Raw genomic sequence first — 18,426 nt, 5'->3', positions numbered from 1 at the left:
ATTGATTAGTCTTTATCTACCTTTTTAAGCAAAGCCTTAACGGTAATTACTTCCAAATAGGTTGTTCCGCCACCAATACCGAAACTTCCACCTAAATAAGCTACCAAATCATCTTCAACTAAGATTTCTTTTTTCAATAGCTTTTTAAGCGTTTTCTTCAGAATTTCTTTCTTAGAACTTCCATCTTCCATTAAACGAGGGAAAATACCATAAGAAAGTGCTAGCTGACGACCAACGTTAGAATTGTAGCAAAGTGCATACACAGGACAAGCACCTCTGAACGCAGCCAAATAACGAGCTGTTTTTCCGGTTAAGCTATCAGTTAAAACAGCTTTAATATCCAGGTTCTTACTTGCCTGAACAGCTGTGTCGGCTAAATAGGCTGTAATATCATTTTTATCTTGTAACACCGGAATATCATAACGACTATCTTTAGCAGCTTCTACTTCCTTGGCAATCTTAGCCATTGTTTTTACTGCTTCAATAGGATACTTACCATAAGCAGTTTCACCACTTAACATGATGGCATCTGTACGGTAGTATATAGCATTGGCTACATCTGTTACTTCAGCACGTGTCGGACGAGGATTTTTAATCATCGTGTGCAACATTTGGGTAGCAACAATAACCGGCTTTTTGGCTTCAACACATTTACGAATCATGCGTCGCTGAATTCCAGGGATTTTCTCCTGCGGAATTTCAATACCTAAATCACCTCGCGCCACCATCACTCCGTGTACATGCTCCAGAATCTCATCCAGATTTTCAACACCTTCTTCGTTTTCAATTTTAGCCACAATCTTCATCGGGCTTTCCATCTCATTCAGGATCTGCTGTACTTCAATCACATCCTCTTTGTTACGAACAAATGAGTGCGCTACGAAATCGATGTTATTCTGAGCTGCAAATTTGATGAAGTTACGGTCTTTTTCTGTTACCGATGGCAAATTAATTCTTACTCCCGGAACATTAACACTTTTACGGCTACCAACAATTCCATTGTTCAGCACCTTACAAAGCAAATGGTCATCTTCTTTAGATGAAACTTCAAGAGCCACTTCGCCATCATCAATAAGAATCTGACCTCCAACAGGCATATCCTGTACGAAATCTCCATAACTTACGCAAATACACTCTTTGCTCGAAATCCCATCCAAATCGCCTTTTACCTTCAACACATCACCTGTTGTCAACTCAATATCAGCCTCACATTTAGTGGTTCTGATTTCCGGACCTTTTGTGTCAATTAAGATGGCTATTTTATCTGAAACAGCTCTTACATTATTCACAACCTTCAATACGCCTTCAAAATCCTGATGCGCAGTATTCAGGCGCACGACATTCATGCCTGCTTTGTACAGTTTCTTCAGAAAATCAACATCACAATTGCGATCCGAAATTGTAGCAACAATTTTGGTAAACTTCTTCATAACTAAATTTTTCTTGGTGGTATGCAACAATTTATATTATGCTGAACTAAGTCCTTCCCCTACTTAGATTCAACTTTTCAAACACTCTTTTCTATATTATTCTGATAATTTAAAAGCTTCAATAGCCAAACGGTATGAGTCAAGTCCAAATCCTGCTATTACACCTCTACATACAGGTGACAGAAATGACTTATGACGTACCTGCTCGCGTTTATGCACGTTACTAATATGTACTTCAATAACCGGACTCTTAATAGCTGATATTGCATCGGCAATTGCCAATGAAGTGTGAGTATAGGCTCCTGCGTTGAGAATGATACCGTCAACAGAGAAACCTTCATTATGGATTTTATCAATAATTTCCCCTTCGCTGTTCGACTGAAAATAACTCAAAACATCTTCAGGGTAACTTTTTATGAGCTTGTTAAGATAAACTTCAAAAGCCTCTGATCCATAGATGGAAGTCTCGCGTTTACCTAACAGGTTTAAATTAGGACCGTTTATTATTAACAAGTTCATATTGGCTGTACTATTTATGGCCGCAAAATTACGATAGTTTGTTGGAATAAAAAAACACAGAGAAAAATTAAAATTTCATAGGGAAAATAAACATTATTTTAAATTTTTCTTTATTTTTATTGCTCGTTATCAGTTCAATTCTTATTTTTACTGATACGAAATCGGGAAATACAATTAAAAGTTTTATTATGAATTGGGAATCAGAAATTAGTGAATTCAGAAATTACCTTAAAATTGAAAAAGGTTTATCTGACAATTCCATCCATGCGTACATTACTGACCTCACAAAGTTGGTGACGTTTTTGGAGGACAAAGGGAGTAAAAAAGGACCAGAGGATGTTATTCTTGCAGACCTAAAGGAAATGATGGAGTGGATTGGTGAAAGAGGCATCAGCCCACGCACACAGGCTCGCGTTATCAGCGGCATTAAATCTTTCTATAAATTTTTATTAATTGAAGAAAAAGTTGAGAAAGATCCTACTGCTCTGCTCGAATCTCCTAAAATAGGCCGTAAGCTACCAGATATTTTATCTGTAGAGGAGATTGACACAATTATTAATTCTGTTGACCTGAGAAAATCTGAAGGACAGCGTAACAAAGCAATACTGGAAACACTGTACAGCTGTGGATTACGTGTTTCAGAATTGATTGAACTTAAGATTTCAAACCTATTCTTCGAATCAGGTTTTATCAAAATTGAAGGGAAAGGTAACAAGGAAAGATTAGTTCCTATTAGCTCCAAGGCTATTAAAGAAATTAATTTATACCTAAGTGAATACCGCCGCACTCTTAAGATTCATAAGGAAGATGAGGATATTCTATTCTTAAATCGAAGAGGACGTAAGTTATCACGCGTTATGATATTCACTATCATTAAAAACCTGACCAGAAAATTAGGTTTTGAAAAAAATATCAGCCCGCATACATTCCGCCATTCGTTTGCAACTCACTTAATTGACGGAGGAGCTAACCTGAGAGCGGTACAAGAAATGTTAGGACACGAATCGATAATTACTACCGAGATATATACACATCTTGATAAGGAATATTTAAAGAATACACTCATTCAATTCCATCCAAGATCGTAATGATATATAGAAATTTTTCAAGCGCAGCTGATTTCAGTTGCGCTTTTTTATTATCGGATAAATCTCCACAAGTCAGAAACAGTTATTACAGCTACTCAGCAATTGTTATTTGCAACACTTGTCACATACGCCTTTCACCTCTACAGAAACTTCTTCTATCTGAAAGTTAGGAATTGAAATTTTAATAGCCTGCTCAATATGCACACACGATACTTCATGACATGCGGTGCACTTAAAGTGAATATGCTCATGCTTATGACAATGCTTAGAGCATTTTTGACTACACAAAGCATAATACGTTTCATCGCCCGAAGTTGATGCCTTATGCACTATCCCTCCGTCGATTAATGCATTGAGTGTGCGATACAGTGTCACACGATCAAAACTCTTCAGGTTCTCCTGTATTTCCGAATATGGGATAGCCGATTCGCGCTCACTCAACAAACTCAGCAATCCTACCCTGATAGGCGTTGCTTTAAGTGCTCTCTCTCTCAAATATTCTTTTATACTATCTTCACTCATCATATTGGCAAAAGTAATTGTTTTAGTACGTTAAAGAAAACAATGATTGAGTTAGAAATTTACATTCAGACCAATTACGACATTACGACCTACATCATCGGCAAAGTAGCGCATTCGATTCATATAATCACGATAAGCCTTGTTTAGCAAATTATCGAATTTCACATAAGCCTGAAGGCGGTGACGTTTAAATTGCTTATATGCACTCATACGCACCCCAAACAAACCATATCCATCAGGCGGCAACACATAATCCTGATCGGCCTGCAAGTGCTTTTGCTGAAATACGTATTGATAATTGCTTTCAATAGTCACTTTTTCGAAACCAGCCAAACGCTCCAACTCATAAACAAAAGAAAATCTTAACTGGTTTGATGGCATATAAATCAGAGGTTCATTGTCACTTACGTTATGACCTCGCAAATAGCTGTATTGTCCTTTCACCTTCAACTGAGAACTAAACAGATAGGATAGATTGAGATCGGCACCATAAATATGAGCCATTGTTTGCTCGTATTTAAATACCGGGAAAGCCCCCCTAATGGTTAATCGTATTTCATCTTGCGGATTAAGAAAAATATAATTATCGATGTATTGATAGTAAAAATCTGTTTCAAATAGCATCTTATGCCATAATTGGCCGTTAATTAAGGCATTAACTTTAATCCCTGTTTCTGGTTTTAAAGTAGAATCTCCTTCTTCTATCCCGCCCACTCCTTGGTGCAAACCATTACTATACAACTCGTTTACCTCCGGATTTCTAGTGCCCAGATTAACTCCCATCAACCAATACACATCTTCACTAAGGTAGTTTTTTGCTTCTAACGCCAATTTGTAGCTGGAAAATACATTATTGTATCTCTGTATTTCTCGTGGTACTGTTGTTGAAATTGCTGCCACATTTTGAATCTGTCTATCGTAGCGAAAACCAAAATCAAGATCCCAGTCATCCATTTTCTTACTAAAAGATGAATACAGACCCGTTTCATAAGAATTATAATCCGGGATCAAAGGCAAAATGCCGGTTTCCGGCTGATTGGTATTGTCGATAAATGTAAACTGCAGCCCGGCTTTCCACTTCCAGTTATTGCCAAGCAAGGATGTATAGCCAGCCTTCAAATAATGAGAAAATTGAGTCAAACTCATGGCCGGAATATCAGAACGATCACCTTTTCTCACATCAAATTCTTTTCGATTATTAAGCTGAGTGGCATAAGTAAAGTGAACCCATCTCCTGCTATTTATCAGGTGTTTTGCCTGAAACTTTAGTAAATGATGCTGCACTGTTTGCCGCGGAGCATCAATCGTGTAGGAAAAATTTTCTTTAGTATAAAAAGGCACATCTCGCTTTAGTGCCTCTTCTAAATCTGTAATATTACCAATGTGTGAACCTCTCAAGATGCCAATTTGTGTATTGAATGAACTCAGGTAGGCATCAATATACCATTGCTCATTAACCTTTTTTTCGAGCTGAACAGCAATATTCGCCTCTTCCACACCTGTATTGGTTAAGAAGTAATTGGCTGCATGCTGATCACCTCTCTTCTTTAGAGTCCCATTCACTTTCCAGGCCAAACCTGGGGCACTCTGCTGCAGTTGAAGGTTTAAACCTGCTCCGCGGCCATTTGATTCAAAAAAGATGTTACTCTGTCCGTTTAACTGTTCAACAGCACTTATCCTGGCAGGCTCCACCAATACCATGCTTCCCAGCGAGCGCCCCTGATACTCCAAGGCATCAACTCCATTTAAAACACTAATTGTATTTGCCACTAAAGGATCAATTTCGGGACTATGGTCATTACCCCACTGCTGTCCGCTCTGAGCAATGCCATTATTTAAAATTGGCAGGCGATTGCCATAAAGACCATGCACCACTGGCTTGGATACACCTCCGCCACTTTTGAGCGAACTGATTCCGGAAACCGCCTCCAGCAGCCCAGCCAGATTCTGGTTAGCTCCCTGAGAGATGTCCTCTGAGTTAACTTTCTTTGTTGCCTGCTGTGCTTCGGATATGTAATTGGCATTAACTACAACTTCATCAAAAGTACTTACTGCTTTCAAAAGTTTGATTTGGAGATTACCTCCATTAATACTATCCAGATTAATTATCGCCTTTTTATAGCCAACACAACTTATGTGCAGTACTTTGTCGGAATTACACAATTGCATTAACACAAAGGAACCATCCTCTTCGGTAATGGTTCCTTTATTACTCCCTTCAACAGCCACAGCAGCGTAGGCTATTGCATCACCACTATGCTGATCAACTACATGGCCCACAAGGCTATTATTGCACAATTGCGCCCACCCATAACTGGCATTGAAAACAAAAAAAGCAATGAGATATGTGAACTTATTCAACATCCACCTCAAAAGTTACTTCAATATCAGTTTCTCCGCCTGCATTTGTTATATCACCGTCCGACACACCAGGTGCATCTTTTGCAGGTTCATGACGCAATATAATAGTTAGCTCTCCCGAACCAGCAGCCTTGGTAACCACCTGCGTAGCTAAACCAATAGGCAAACCATCTTCATCAACATCAGTATAGTTAACATCAAGGCCTTCAATCGTGCTCAAATAAAAGAACTGATGCTCATCGCCCTCCTCTTTTACCTCTTCACTAATATCAATTACAGGAATCTCAATTTCATTTAATAATTTTATGGCTCCTGAATAGTTTGTGTTTGCCTTTAAAGTTCCTGTAACTACCTCCGGTTGTCCCATTCCCATATCTCTGAACGATAAAACCACTGATTCTCCTCCATTCTGCGGAGTTAACGTGTAGATAAGAGTGGTTATTAATTCGCCTTCATTGGGAATTACCGGGTCATCTTTCTCGCATGATGATAAACCAATAATGACAACCATTAGCATTAAAATGTGAAATACCTTCTTCATAAGTTAAATAATTAAAGTGTTTTGCTGCAAAAGTAACGTTTTTGATGCAACATTGTTGCATTTGAAAATAAATTAAAACACTTTCACTCTACCTAAATACTGATTAACTGAATATTACAGCGTGTTTTTTTTCAACATTATACTCTTCAACCTGCTAAATACTTGTTAACCTTTTAAGCGTTCACTTCTCCCTGAAACAATACCTTAACACTGTTTTTTTTCTTATTTTTGCATCCTTATCAAAATTCCCTGGCAAATGGCCATGGGTAATCATTACGAAAAACGAAGAAAGACAATTACAATTATGGAAATTGCAAGCAAGTACAACCCGTCTGCTACCGAGGACAAGTGGTATAAGTATTGGATGGATAATGAATTTTTCAAATCGGTTCCTGATGAGCGCGAACCCTACACCATTGTCATCCCACCACCAAACGTCACCGGCGTCCTGCACATGGGACACATGCTTAACAATACCATTCAGGATATATTAATCCGTCGTGCCCGAATGATGGGCAAAAATGCTTGCTGGGTGCCGGGTACCGACCATGCATCTATTGCCACCGAGGCCAAAGTTGTTAACAAACTAAAGGAGCAAGGCATTGACAAAAAACAATTGTCGCGGGATGCATTTCTGGATCATGCATGGGACTGGACGAAGGAACATGGCGGAATAATTCTTCAGCAATTAAAGAAGTTAGGTGCGTCGTGCGATTGGGATCGCGAAAGCTTCACAATGGATAAAGTGCGCAGTGATGCGGTTATTAAGGTGTTTGTTGACCTTTTTGAAAAAGGTTACATCTACCGTGGCGTGCGCATGGTTAACTGGGACTGTAAAGCCCTTACTGCTGTTTCGGATGAGGAAGTGATCTATAAAGAAGTACAATCGAAATTGTACTATCTGAACTACCAGATTGAAGGAAGCGATGAGTTTGTTACCATTGCCACTACCCGCCCTGAAACAATCTTAGGTGATACAGCAGTGTGTATCAACCCCAACGATGAGCGCTTTACTCACCTGAAAGGCAAACGAGTATTGGTGCCATTAATCAATCGCTCTATACCTATTATTGAGGATGAGTATGTAGACATGGAGTTTGGTACAGGTTGTTTGAAGATTACTCCTGCCCACGACATCAATGACTACGAGATTGGCATGCGCCACAACCTTGAGAGCATCAATATTTTTAACGATAACGGCACATTGAGCGAAGCCGCTGAGCTATACATCGGCGAAGATCGCTTTGACGTTAGAGATAAAATCATTCCTGCTCTAAAAGAAGCAGGAAGCTTAGCCAAAATAGAAGACTACACCAATAAAGTAGGTTACTCGGAGCGCACGGATGTGGTGATTGAGCCAAAGCTATCGGCCCAATGGTTCCTGAAAATGGAAGAACTGGCCAAGCCTGCGTTGGAAGCAGTGATGAGTGATGAAGTGGAGTTTCACCCTAAGAAATTCAAGAACGTTTACCGTCACTGGATGGAAAACGTGAAAGACTGGTGTATCTCACGTCAGCTGTGGTGGGGCCACCGCATTCCGGTTTACTATCTGAGCGACGGTTCATACGTGGTAGCCGAAAATGACGAAAAAGCATTAACGCTGGCCAAAGAAAAAACGGGCAACACGGCCTTAACCATGGCCGACATCAAGCAGGATGAAGATGTGCTGGATACCTGGGCTTCTTCATGGTTATGGCCACTATCGGTATTCGACGGCTATGGCGAAGACCAGACTGAAATTGACTATTATTACCCCACCAATGACTTGGTAACGGGGCACGATATCATCTTCTTCTGGGTAGCGCGTATGATTATTGCCGGCTACGAATATAAAGGCACTTTCCCGTTCAAGAATGTGTACTTTACCGGTATGGTGCGCGACAAGCAGCGTCGTAAAATGTCTAAATCGCTGGGTAACTCGCCTGATCCATTGGATTTGATTGCCAAATATGGTGCCGATGGTGTGCGTGTGGGTATGCTATTGTGTTCGCCGGCTGGAGGCGACCTGCTATTTGACGAAAACTTACCTGAGCAAGGCCGTAACTTTGCCAATAAAATATGGAATGCCTTCCGATTGGTAAAAGGCTGGGAGATTGATGAAAACATTGAGCAGCCCGAATCGGCTAAGCAAGCAATTGCCTGGTTCGATGCCAAATTAGATCAGACCATTGCCACCATGAACGACCATTTTGAGAAGTACCGTATCTCTGATGCCCTGATGACGGTTTACACCGTTTTCTGGCAGGAGTTCTCATCATGGTACCTGGAAGCTGTAAAACCAGCTTATCAAAAACCATTGGATGCAGCGACTTACAAAGCCACCAGTGAGTTCTTTGATAAGTTGCTACGACTGTTGCATCCATTTATGCCATTCTTATCAGAAGAGCTATGGCAGGCTCTGGAAGAGCGTCAAGAAGGCGAAAGCATCATGGTATCAGAGATGCCAACCGTTAAAGGTCTGGATGCATCTATCATCGATAAGTTTGAAATGCTGAAAGAAGGAGTTGGTGGTGTGCGCACCATCCGTAAGGAGAAGAACATCCCGATGAAAGATGCTCTTTCGTTAAGCATTTTTGCAGGCGAAGGCTTTACTCCCGATTTCAACGCCGTACTTTGCAAGCTGGCCAACCTGAACGAACTAAATATGGTTAATGAGAAAGTAGAGGGAGCCGTTTCGTTTATGGTGCGTACCAGCGAATATTTTGTGCCAATGGAAGGTCTGATTGATGTAGAAGCTGAGTTAGAAAAACTCACAAAAGAGTTGGCTCACCAGGAAGGCTTCCTGAAAGGTGTGATGAAGAAGCTGGGTAACGAACGCTTTGTGAGCAGCGCCCCCGAAGCCGTTGTGGCCAAGGAACGTCAAAAGCAGGCCGATGCCGAAGCCAAGATCAAAACATTAACGGAAAGCATTGCCCGTTTGAAAAAATAACGCAAGATTTTCTTTATAGATAAAAGCCGGCATTTTGCCGGCTTTCTTTTTGTCGTTTTACTGTAGCTTGTTCACCTATCTGAACATCGTTTAACATCTATCAGCCCTAACTTTTTGTAGTTTTGCTTCAAACAAATCGTAATTATCATGCTGAAGAAATCAATCCTCGCACTATTAATGGTGCTCAGCCTGGGTGCCTGTACAAAATACACGGGTATTCCAAAACAGTATCATCAATTGCTCGATGAAGCCCTTGTTAAAGCCGAACAAAATGCGCCTGAAATCAAAAAGGCTCTGGAGGCAGCTCCTGCTCACCAAAAAGAAGCTGTAGCTTTTTTAATCGCCTACATGCCCGAGCACGATCTGAAAGCGCTAAGTGCGGATTTTATTCTTGAAAACACCGACTATGCTTTCATAGCCCGTGAGCAGTTTGTATGGGCACAGGCCATTCCTGATTCAGTGTTTTTTAACGATGTGCTCCCCTATGCCAGCCTGAACGAGCGACGCGACAACTGGCGAAAAGATTTCTACGAACGCTTCTCAAAATATGTGAAGGACTGTAAAGATATCCGTTCGGCCATCGACTCGGTAAATAAAAATATACGCGACGAAGTGAGCGTAGACTACAATACCAAACGTGAAAAACCCGACCAAAGCCCTTATGAATCCATGGAACAAAACATGGCGTCGTGCAGCGGTCTGTCCATTCTGCTAACCGATGCTTTCAGAGCCGTTGGCATTCCATCACGTATTGGCGGTACACCAAACTGGCACGATAAGCGAGGCAACCACAACTGGAATGAGGTGTGGGTGGATGGCCAGTGGTATTTCACTGAATACTACCCCAGCGGTTTAAATAAAAGCTGGTTTTTGCCCGATGCCGGCAAGTCTATTCCCGATAATCCGGAGCATGCCATCTATGCCAGCTCATGGAAACCAACAGGCATCCACTTTCCATTGGTGTGGGATTTTGATATTAAATATGTACCGGCTGTTAATGTATCAGAGCGTTACATACAACTATACGAAGCTGAAGAAGCTGCAAAAAAGATTGCCGAAACGCATGTGACGGTTAAGGTGATGATGTTTAAAGACGATGTATGCACCTTTCAGGGCGATGATCGCATGTCTGTAAATGTAGACGTATTTTGTGGTGCCGACCAGGTTGGTGGCGGCCGCACAGCAGGGCCTACACAGGATATGAACGACGTACTTGAGTTTGTATTGGAAAAGAACAAAGCCTACAGCTTTAACTACACTGGAGAAGGTGGTCAGATGAAATCAATTAAGCTCAATATTTCAGATGAACCTAAGTCGCTGAAACTTTATTATAAGTAGTGTAGGTTTAGCTAAAAACGATTTACGTACACAAGGCAGGCTAATAAGAACAGCTTGTTTCTAACAAATAATCCCCTTCGTTTGACCTCAGTGGTCACGAAGGGGATTACTATATCTAACGGGCTCCTGCCCATATTCTTTTTCTAGTCCATGGCTTTTAAGCTCAAATCCAAACTCTTGATATGGTGCGTAAGTGCACCCACCGAGATATAATCCACACCACAAAGCGCATAATCTCTTAAGGTGTCAATGGTGATACCTCCGCTTGATTCGGTTTCAAACTTTCCATTAATATAATCAACCGCCTTTTTAGTTTCCTCCACCGAAAAGTTATCGAGCATAATGCGTTGAATCCCGCCCACACGTATCACTTCTTCGAGCTCGTCCCAATCGCGCACTTCCACCTCAATCTTAAGGTCTTTACCCTTATCCTTTAGGTAGCTTTTCACCTGTTGCACTGCCTTTTCGATACCGCCTGCAAAATCGATGTGATTATCCTTAAGCATCACCATGTCGTACAAACCCATACGGTGATTCACTCCTCCACCCAAACGCACAGCCTCCTTCTCAAGGTAGCGCATACCTGGTGTTGTTTTACGTGTATCAAGCACTCTGGTGTTGGTCCCCTCCAAACGTTCGACATATTCGGCCGTGCGGGTAGCAATGCCACTCATACGTTGCATCACGTTTAACACCAATCGCTCGGCCTGCAACAGCGACCAAACTTTACCCCTCACATGCATCACGATGTCGCCCACTTGAACTTTGGCCCCATCATTAATATGTATATCGAGGCTAATATCTGCATCAATTTTATGAAATATCTTTTTGGCCACTTCAACACCAGCCAAAATCCCTTCTTCTTTAACCAGTAAATACATCTTCCCTTCTGCAGCTGAAGGAATACATGATTGTGAAGAATGATCACCGTCTCCAATATCTTCGCGTATGGAGATATCAATAAACTGATCAATTAATTCATTAATCATTGTCTCTCAATTCTTATCTGATGAATATAAATTTTACCACTTTTTTGTTTGGTCAGAAAAGTAAAGCGAAATTGCCCGTTTGACGTGTAGTAATTAGCAATGGCATATGAGGCTTTATCTTTTTTCCCTTGATGAATCAACTTAAATTCAGTAATTGGATTCTGTTCAAAGAAATTTTTCAAAACCATTTCGGCCTGCTTACGACTGTATACCGCAGTTTTATGCGGCAAAATAATTTCAACTTGCTCATTAAAGGTAGCTGACAGCTTTTCGGCATCGCTGTTTTTTACTGCCATAATAACACCATCGGGCAAAGAAGCCGTTTGTTGGGCATCCAGCAACTGAGTGGTTAAAAACACAACCAGCGAAAGCGTAAAAATGTATTTGAAATTAATCATCATCTAGCGTTTGTCGACCAAACATTTACAAATATCAAGCCTATTTAGTCAAAATGTAATATAAATAAGTGCCCAACTCCATTATTCCATCCACTATTCCTCTTGATTTCAACAATCACTCATTACTTTTACAACAAAAATAGAGGTTTAGCTTAATTTAACTACACTTTTAAGGTTTTAATTTATTATTGTTAAAAAAGGGGTATACGCATGAAAGTTGTTTTGGTTGTGATTGGTAAAACAGACGAGGCTTATTTACAAACTGGCATTGAGAAATTTGAGAAGCGCTTAAAGCACTATCTGCCTTACGAAATGCAGGTAATACCTGACCTGAAAAAAACCAGAAACCTGTCGAGCAACCAACAAAAAAGCATGGAAGGGCAATTGCTTCTGCAAACCTTTAAAGCAGGCGATCACATATTGTTACTGGATGAAAAGGGCAAAGAGTATCGTTCGATTGAATTTGCAACAATGATACAAAAGCATATGGTAGCAGGCTTAAAGCGCCTGGTGTTTGTAATTGGAGGGCCTTACGGTTTTTCCGATGAAGTTTATGCTAAAGCAAATGGTAAAATAAGCCTGTCAAAAATGACTTATTCGCACCAAATGGTCAGACTGGTCTTTACTGAACAATTATACCGGGCCATGACTATCTTAAAAAATGAACCATACCACCATGAGTAGGCCCCTCTCTGATTTTTTCTATCTTTAGTGTATTAAACCATGACTATGTCGCGTCAACAGCACAAAATTATCACACTTTTAATAGTTGCTATTGCCCTTTACTTATTAGGAAGAATAGTAGAACATCAGTTCGATCATGAATATACCCATGATGCGGACTCGTATTCGATTCAGCTAACAATAAAGGACAAACAGAACGAACTAATACAATCGCTGGCTGGTTTAAACGATACAAGTAAATGGAATGAGCACAACAGGTGGGGAACGATGGATTCGCTGGCAAAGAAAGATCAGCTGCTCTATTTATATGAAGACTCAACTCTTATTGCCTGGTCCACTCACATTGTTCCCATCAACAAGATAGTTACCCAATCGGCTTCTGTAATACAACTGGCCAATGGCTGGTATTTGCAACAACGCATTAATGTTGGCAGGTATGAACTATTGGCAATCAGTCTGATTAAAAAGCAGTATGAATACCAGAACAAATTTCTGAACAATGATTTTGCTGATGATTTTACCATCACACATAATCCCGGCATCAGTCTGACTCAAAGCGAAAATACGGTTCCCATATATGATATCAATGATAATTACCTGCTATCCCTTCATTATAGCTATCATCAGATAACATCGCCAACCAGCATAGCTGCTTTTGTATTATACCTGTTATGCTTTTCGCTACTTATTGCCATTGGCATTAAAGCATTAGATAGCTTTAAAAACCGAGCATGGAGTAATCATTTTTTAATTGGTTCACTGGTATTTTTTGTAGGACTATGGCTGCTGTTTATCAATTTTGCTATCCCAAAAGATTTTAGCTACCATCCTTTATTCTCGCCTGTCGTTTTTGCCTTTTCCGACTGGCTCTCTTCGCTTGGCAGCATGCTAATGTTTAGCCTTTTCATACTCATATTTGCTTATTGTTTTTACAGATACTATAAAACGCCTGCTTTTCTTCTTTACAAACAATCGAGAATTAGCAAGTATCTGTTCATAACAACTCAATTTGTACTACTGCTTATTTTGTTTTTAGCAGCAGATAATCTACTTGCCATCATTGTCAATAATTCTTCACAGGCAGCAGTGTTTTTCAACATAACAGATCTAAATTCAATTGCATTATATAAGCTGATAATCATCTGTCTTTTATACATATCTGTTCTTTTCATTTTTGAACGGATTATTGTTGCTATAAAATCCCATCTATCAAGAAAAGAATACCTGATAATTGCTGGTATATTTATTTTTATCGCACTTATTACTAGCCTCATAATCCAAAACACTCTATTACTCATACACCCGTTAGTACTGTTTGCCATTGGCTTTATACTACTTACTGCTCAACGCAATAATTCAAATGGTATTACCTATAGCTCCTTTATCTGGGTAATTTTTATCACTTCCTTCTATCTGGTAATTCTATTGTACCATTACAACCTTGATAAAGAAAAGGATAGCCGGGAGTTACTTATCGAAAATTTATCGTTCCAACTCACCAGAGAATCAGATCCAATAGCCGAAATGTATCTGAGTGATATTGAAGAGAAACTAAAATCAGATGAGCAGTTGATTAAATTACTGCTAGATAACGAAAATAATGAGGAACTTATAAACAGCTACCTTGAGAAAAACTATTTTTACGGTTATTGGAAGCGTTATAACCTTGAAATAGTAGTGTGCTGGGAAAGTGCGCCTTTATATCTTGAATCGGAAAATATTACCACTAACTGCTATCAATACTTTGATGAGCTGATTACTAAGCAGGGTAAACCATTGGAATCGTGTGATTATTTCTATTTTCTGGATAACGATAACGGTCAGATCACATATTTTGGTAAGATTCCATATCTGCAGGATGACCCAAATAAAGAAACAACCCTTTATTGTGAGATAAACTCAACACCCATTTTTTCAGGTCTGGGATATCCCGAGCTTTTACAAAACCAGTCTGAACAGATAAACAATGCTCTTTATAAGAACTATTCATTTGCAAAGTTTATAGACAACAAACTTGTTAAACAATTGGGCCCATACAGGTACTCTATTAACAACACATTTCCACAAACAGAATCTGGCAGCAAGCTATTCTTTCACAATGAGAATACAGTTCACCTGATATATCAAATAAGTGAAGATACTGTGCTGGTATTAAGCAGGCCTGAAATAAAGATCATTTATCTATTAATGTCATTTTCTGTTTACGCTCTGCTGTTTTTCCTACTTACTGCTATCATCTTCTTTATTACACGAACCCACAAGAATTCTGCTGTCAACTTCTCGATACAGGAAAAAATACAGATCACATTTGTCAGCCTAATGGTAGTCATTTTATTAGCGATAGGTATCAGTTCAGTATTCTACTCCATTCACCAGTTTAAGCAGAAAAACAATCAGATGCTATCGCAACGCATTAAATCAGTGCTACAGGAGATGGAGCAAAAAATTGTTAACGAACAAGAGCTTGATTATAGCATGCATGACTACCTGCAATACTTGTTACAGAAATTTTCAAATGTTTTTTATTCAGATATTAACCTATATAACACTAACGGTAGGCTATTGGCCACATCACGCCCTGAAGTATATCAGCAAGGATTATCTGGTCAAATGATGAATACCCATGCTTTTTATCAATTGACTAACCTGCAAAAAGCAGAATACATCCATGAGGAATATATTGGTACACTACATTTCACATCAGCCTATGTACCAATATATAACTATGAAGGAAACGTTTTGGCTTACTTAAACCTCCCCTATTTCGTTGGTAATAACGAACTTAAATCAGAAATTTATTCACTTATAGTAGCAGTTATTAATGCCTACCTGCTATTTGTACTATTTGCTATTGGCGTGGCGGTATTCATTTCGCGCCGAATCACTCGCCCTCTTTTCCTGATACAGGATCGCCTGGCACAAATACGAATAGATAAGCTGAACCAAAAAATAAACTATAAAGGCAACGATGAGATTGGCAATTTGGTTAAAGAATACAATCGTATGGTTGATGAGATATCAGAAAGTGCTGAAAAGCTGGCTAAATCGGAGCGGGAGATGGCATGGCGCGAGATGGCAAAACAGATTGCACATGAGATTAAGAACCCTCTGACTCCAATGAAACTTAGTGTACAATACCTGACTAAAGCCTGGGAAAACAACCCCGAAGATTTTGATAGCTACCTCGAGCGTGTATCAAAAACACTTATCGAACAAATTGACCAGTTGCACACCATTGCCAACGAGTTTTCGAATTTTGCTAAAATGCCACAAGCTAAGCGAACAAAAGTGGATATTATTGAAAAGCTCATTAATACAACAGCACTGTTTGAGAAATCAGAACCTGATATGCATTTTAGCCTGAACATTGAAGCAACCAAACGGTTTGTTTTTGCTGATCCCGACCAATTGGTTAGTATTTTTAATAATGTCATTAAAAATGCTGTTCAGGCAATTCCAGCTAATAGAGAAGGGATTATAAATATTACGGCAACCTCTGCTGAATCGCAGATAACCATAGCCATATCGGACAATGGTAAAGGAATCAGCAATGATGTAATGAGCAAGATTTTCATGCCCAACTTTACTACAAAATCAAGCGGTATGGGACTTGGCTTGGCTATTGTGAAAAATATTGTTGTTAATAGCGGTGGTGAAATCTGGTTTAAAACCACCGAAGATATTGGTACTACTTTCTACATCCAGTTTCCAGCTTATGAAGAAGATTAACTTCTAACAACAGTTGTATCAGTCCAGGTGTCGCCAAAGCGCTCTGATTTGGTAAAGAACCGATATAATTCAAGTAAATTTAAGATTGGAACTAAAAATATAATTTGCCTGATAAGTGCCTTATCAGGTGACTTCATTAGGCCAGTACCATCCGCCTTATTAATTACCTTAATTTTGAATAAGCGACGTCCAAAACTTTGTCCATTCAATAGTGGCAAGCTATCCTTAAACAGAAAATATATAAGTCCAAACAACCACCCAATACGAGGAAATAGTGATAGTCCCAACACAATACTCCCATCTACTAAACCAGCCAATAGCCGTTCGGTAAAGAAATTAATTTGTCCAATTTGCAGCTTGCCTTCTTTTGTCATCTTCAGGATATATCATCCATTTGAATAATATTATTCAATATAGCATACACTGTCAATCCTGACACCGTTTTAATTCCCAGTTTCCGGGTGATATTTTTACGATGCGATATCACAGTGTGTGTACTAATATACGTTTTTTCGGCAATTTCTTTATTAGTTAAACCTAAAGCAACTTCTTTCAATATCGCTTTTTCTCTTGGACTCAATTCTTCGGTATCCATTTCATCAGAAGACTCTTTTACCTTGTTCAAAGCTTCTTCAATCTTTTGATGTAGCTTTTGCTTACTGTCTAAAATAGATATCTGCGTCAATGGAGCATCAAGTGGTAAAGAAGTATTAAAAACATGAAGCAGTATAGCATCTGATTTCTTTAAGTCCATTACCTTTTGCATCATCTCTGGTTTAAGAAAGGTGGTATTTACAAAGAGTAATTCAGGTTCATATTGCTCTATGATCTTACAACAGTCTTCTCCGTGTGCAACAATTTTAATGCTTTCAACTTCCTGGAAGCTTTTAACCAGGTTGTATAAGCCTAATCCAATAATATGTGATTGTTCGGCAATTAGTACTCTGGCCATTATTTACTGCTTCTATTCGACATTAAAATATCTTCCATCTCTTTAACCAATGGGTAAAGAACATTCTCTTCCAACTCGGCATGATCCAATAAATCACGTTCTAACCTGAATATGTCATATATCAAGTTATTATACAAACAGTTATTAACCGGTGGAGGAAGATACTTCAGTAAAATACTTTTCAGGTCAAATAACGTTTCTTCAATATTATTATGCTCCTCGTGATATTGCTTTATAAAGAATTCATCAGACGTGTCAATACCTTCAGAAGTTGGCTCGTTTACAAGCTGATTTAAACGTATAATATATGGAAATACATTTTTTTCCTCCTGCTCTATGTGTGCATTAAACTCCGTAATGTATTTTCTAAAGAAATTCAATAACAAATCAATATTTTTCTCATTAATATCAACTTGCTTTTCGAAGTTCTGTATCTGACGTTCAATTTCAGGAATGCGGTAATCAATATAGCAGCGATGGGCATTTTTGAGATAACGAATTATCCATTCTATAGGAAAAGTTTTAAACTTCTGCCAATCTAAAAATTCTTTATCATGAAATGAATTCGCGATGTGTAAGAAGAAGTCTACATTTACTTCGTGTCCATCGCAAACTTCTTTTACTGTTTTTTCTCGAAAGCCCAAAGGAATTTCAAAGCGCTGTATAACAGCCAGCAGTTGGATGTCGTGTTGAACAACATCCACCATTTTCATATCACCTGTAATATGCATATACAAATTGTTAGGCCACAAAAATAGTTTTTATTTGGAATTAATTAAAATAGCAAACAATATAAGATAACCATAAACGCAAAAAACCTCTTACTCATTTCTGAATAAGAGGTTTCTCTAAAAAAAAGGCGGCGACCTACTCTCCCACTTCTACGCAGTACCATCGGCGCTATCGGGCTTAACTTCTCTGTTCGGAATGGGAAGAGGTGGAACCC

Annotated in this window: 15 protein-coding genes and 1 rRNA gene; 5 read left to right on the top strand and 11 right to left on the bottom strand. The window is 39.2% G+C overall.

The genetic code is table 11. The features are described 5' to 3' along the window. Positions 1-5: 5 nt before the first annotated feature. Together pyk and aroQ are read right to left on the bottom strand one after the other, a co-directional pair. Positions 6-1,430 carry a pyruvate kinase gene (pyk, locus tag KEM09_RS17330; RefSeq protein ID WP_212230212.1) on the bottom strand — a complete coding sequence of 475 codons (1,425 nt, stop codon included), beginning with the start codon at positions 1,428-1,430 and terminating at the stop codon, positions 6-8. A gap of 96 nt (positions 1,431-1,526) precedes the next feature. After that, on the bottom strand, positions 1,527-1,949 hold the full coding sequence (gene aroQ, locus KEM09_RS17325) for a type II 3-dehydroquinate dehydratase (RefSeq protein WP_212193306.1): 423 nt from the start codon (positions 1,947-1,949) through the stop codon (positions 1,527-1,529). Between the two features lie 188 nt (positions 1,950-2,137). Here aroQ and xerD point away from each other — a divergent pair, with 188 nt between their 5' ends. Then, positions 2,138-3,037, top strand: coding sequence for a site-specific tyrosine recombinase XerD (gene xerD, locus KEM09_RS17320; protein WP_212193305.1), 900 nt, complete (start codon positions 2,138-2,140; stop codon positions 3,035-3,037). Between the two features lie 105 nt (positions 3,038-3,142). Here the strand turns inward: xerD and KEM09_RS17315 are convergent, their stop codons facing one another. The 3 genes from KEM09_RS17315 to KEM09_RS17305 are packed head-to-tail and all read right to left on the bottom strand — an operon-like array spanning position 3,143 to position 6,461. Next, entirely contained in the window at positions 3,143-3,562 is a 420-nt protein-coding gene (locus KEM09_RS17315; protein ID WP_212230210.1) for a Fur family transcriptional regulator, read from the bottom strand. Between the two features lie 48 nt (positions 3,563-3,610). Continuing rightward, on the bottom strand, positions 3,611-5,923 hold the full coding sequence (locus tag KEM09_RS17310; protein ID WP_212230208.1) for a TonB-dependent receptor: 2,313 nt from the start codon (positions 5,921-5,923) through the stop codon (positions 3,611-3,613). Then, positions 5,913-6,461 (bottom strand): hypothetical protein, encoded by a 549-nt coding sequence (locus KEM09_RS17305; RefSeq protein ID WP_212230206.1) that lies wholly within the window; start codon positions 6,459-6,461, stop codon positions 5,913-5,915. The genes KEM09_RS17310 and KEM09_RS17305 overlap by 11 nt, the downstream gene beginning before the upstream one ends. Before the next feature lie 304 nt (positions 6,462-6,765). Between KEM09_RS17305 and KEM09_RS17300 the strand changes: the two genes are divergently transcribed. Both KEM09_RS17300 and KEM09_RS17295 read left to right on the top strand, forming a co-directional pair. Continuing rightward, positions 6,766-9,390, top strand: coding sequence for a valine--tRNA ligase (locus KEM09_RS17300; RefSeq protein ID WP_212230204.1), 2,625 nt, complete (start codon positions 6,766-6,768; stop codon positions 9,388-9,390). A 147-nt stretch (positions 9,391-9,537) separates the two neighbouring features. Then, entirely contained in the window at positions 9,538-10,728 is a 1,191-nt protein-coding gene (locus tag KEM09_RS17295; protein ID WP_212230202.1) for a transglutaminase-like domain-containing protein, read from the top strand. A gap of 143 nt (positions 10,729-10,871) precedes the next feature. On the opposite strand, the gene nadC is transcribed toward KEM09_RS17295, so the two are convergent. Next, a complete protein-coding gene (gene nadC / locus KEM09_RS17290; protein WP_212230200.1) occupies positions 10,872-11,717 on the bottom strand; it encodes a carboxylating nicotinate-nucleotide diphosphorylase in 846 nt (281 codons plus the stop codon). Beyond that, positions 11,714-12,118, bottom strand: a complete 405-nt coding sequence (locus KEM09_RS17285; protein ID WP_212230198.1) for a DUF4783 domain-containing protein — start codon at positions 12,116-12,118, stop codon at positions 11,714-11,716. The genes nadC and KEM09_RS17285 overlap by 4 nt, the downstream gene beginning before the upstream one ends. A 207-nt stretch (positions 12,119-12,325) precedes the next feature. Here KEM09_RS17285 and rlmH point away from each other — a divergent pair, with 207 nt between their 5' ends. Together rlmH and KEM09_RS17275 are read left to right on the top strand one after the other, a co-directional pair. Then, complete coding sequence (gene rlmH / locus KEM09_RS17280) at positions 12,326-12,799, top strand: 23S rRNA (pseudouridine(1915)-N(3))-methyltransferase RlmH (protein ID WP_212230196.1); 474 nt, start codon at positions 12,326-12,328, stop codon at positions 12,797-12,799. 45 nt (positions 12,800-12,844) lie between these two features. Continuing rightward, positions 12,845-16,528: a sensor histidine kinase gene (locus KEM09_RS17275; protein ID WP_212230194.1), complete on the top strand. Its 3,684-nt coding sequence runs from the start codon at positions 12,845-12,847 to the stop codon at positions 16,526-16,528. Here KEM09_RS17275 and KEM09_RS17270 read toward each other — a convergent pair. From KEM09_RS17270 to rrf, 4 genes are all read right to left on the bottom strand, one after another. Continuing rightward, positions 16,525-16,902, bottom strand: a complete 378-nt coding sequence (locus KEM09_RS17270) for an RDD family protein (protein WP_212230191.1) — start codon at positions 16,900-16,902, stop codon at positions 16,525-16,527. The two genes, KEM09_RS17275 and KEM09_RS17270, sit on opposite strands and share 4 nt — an antisense overlap. A gap of 2 nt (positions 16,903-16,904) precedes the next feature. Beyond that, entirely contained in the window at positions 16,905-17,480 is a 576-nt protein-coding gene (locus tag KEM09_RS17265) for a response regulator transcription factor (protein WP_212230189.1), read from the bottom strand. Then, entirely contained in the window at positions 17,480-18,211 is a 732-nt protein-coding gene (locus KEM09_RS17260; protein ID WP_212230187.1) for a hemerythrin domain-containing protein, read from the bottom strand. The genes KEM09_RS17265 and KEM09_RS17260 overlap by 1 nt, the downstream gene beginning before the upstream one ends. A gap of 123 nt (positions 18,212-18,334) precedes the next feature. Then, a 5S ribosomal RNA gene (gene rrf / locus KEM09_RS17255) occupies positions 18,335-18,426 on the bottom strand; the annotation flags it as partial.

It is taken from the genome of Carboxylicivirga mesophila (genome assembly GCF_018271975.1).
In the GTDB taxonomy this organism is placed as follows: domain Bacteria; phylum Bacteroidota; class Bacteroidia; order Bacteroidales; family Marinilabiliaceae; genus Carboxylicivirga; species Carboxylicivirga mesophila.
Note: the sequence above shows the minus strand (reverse complement) of the source record. Positions and strands in the feature narration are given on the sequence as shown.

Excerpts from the sequence above, each read along its gene's own strand:
- KEM09_RS17300 (WP_212230204.1), top strand. The coding sequence starts at position 6,766 with ATGGAAATTGCAAGCAAGTACAACCCGTCTGCTACCGAGGACAAGTGG.
- KEM09_RS17310 (WP_212230208.1), bottom strand. The coding sequence starts at position 5,923 with ATGTTGAATAAGTTCACATATCTCATTGCTTTTTTTGTTTTCAATGCC.
- KEM09_RS17275 (WP_212230194.1), top strand. The coding sequence starts at position 12,845 with ATGTCGCGTCAACAGCACAAAATTATCACACTTTTAATAGTTGCTATT.
- rlmH (WP_212230196.1), top strand. The coding sequence starts at position 12,326 with ATGAAAGTTGTTTTGGTTGTGATTGGTAAAACAGACGAGGCTTATTTA.
- KEM09_RS17315 (WP_212230210.1), bottom strand. The coding sequence starts at position 3,562 with ATGATGAGTGAAGATAGTATAAAAGAATATTTGAGAGAGAGAGCACTT.
- nadC (WP_212230200.1), bottom strand. The coding sequence starts at position 11,717 with ATGATTAATGAATTAATTGATCAGTTTATTGATATCTCCATACGCGAA.
- KEM09_RS17295 (WP_212230202.1), top strand. The coding sequence starts at position 9,538 with ATGCTGAAGAAATCAATCCTCGCACTATTAATGGTGCTCAGCCTGGGT.
- KEM09_RS17305 (WP_212230206.1), bottom strand. The coding sequence starts at position 6,461 with ATGAAGAAGGTATTTCACATTTTAATGCTAATGGTTGTCATTATTGGT.
- KEM09_RS17265 (WP_212230189.1), bottom strand. The coding sequence starts at position 17,480 with ATGGCCAGAGTACTAATTGCCGAACAATCACATATTATTGGATTAGGC.
- KEM09_RS17285 (WP_212230198.1), bottom strand. The coding sequence starts at position 12,118 with ATGATGATTAATTTCAAATACATTTTTACGCTTTCGCTGGTTGTGTTT.
- KEM09_RS17260 (WP_212230187.1), bottom strand. The coding sequence starts at position 18,211 with ATGCATATTACAGGTGATATGAAAATGGTGGATGTTGTTCAACACGAC.
- KEM09_RS17270 (WP_212230191.1), bottom strand. The coding sequence starts at position 16,902 with ATGACAAAAGAAGGCAAGCTGCAAATTGGACAAATTAATTTCTTTACC.
- aroQ (WP_212193306.1), bottom strand. The coding sequence starts at position 1,949 with ATGAACTTGTTAATAATAAACGGTCCTAATTTAAACCTGTTAGGTAAA.
- pyk (WP_212230212.1), bottom strand. The coding sequence starts at position 1,430 with ATGAAGAAGTTTACCAAAATTGTTGCTACAATTTCGGATCGCAATTGT.
- xerD (WP_212193305.1), top strand. The coding sequence starts at position 2,138 with ATGAATTGGGAATCAGAAATTAGTGAATTCAGAAATTACCTTAAAATT.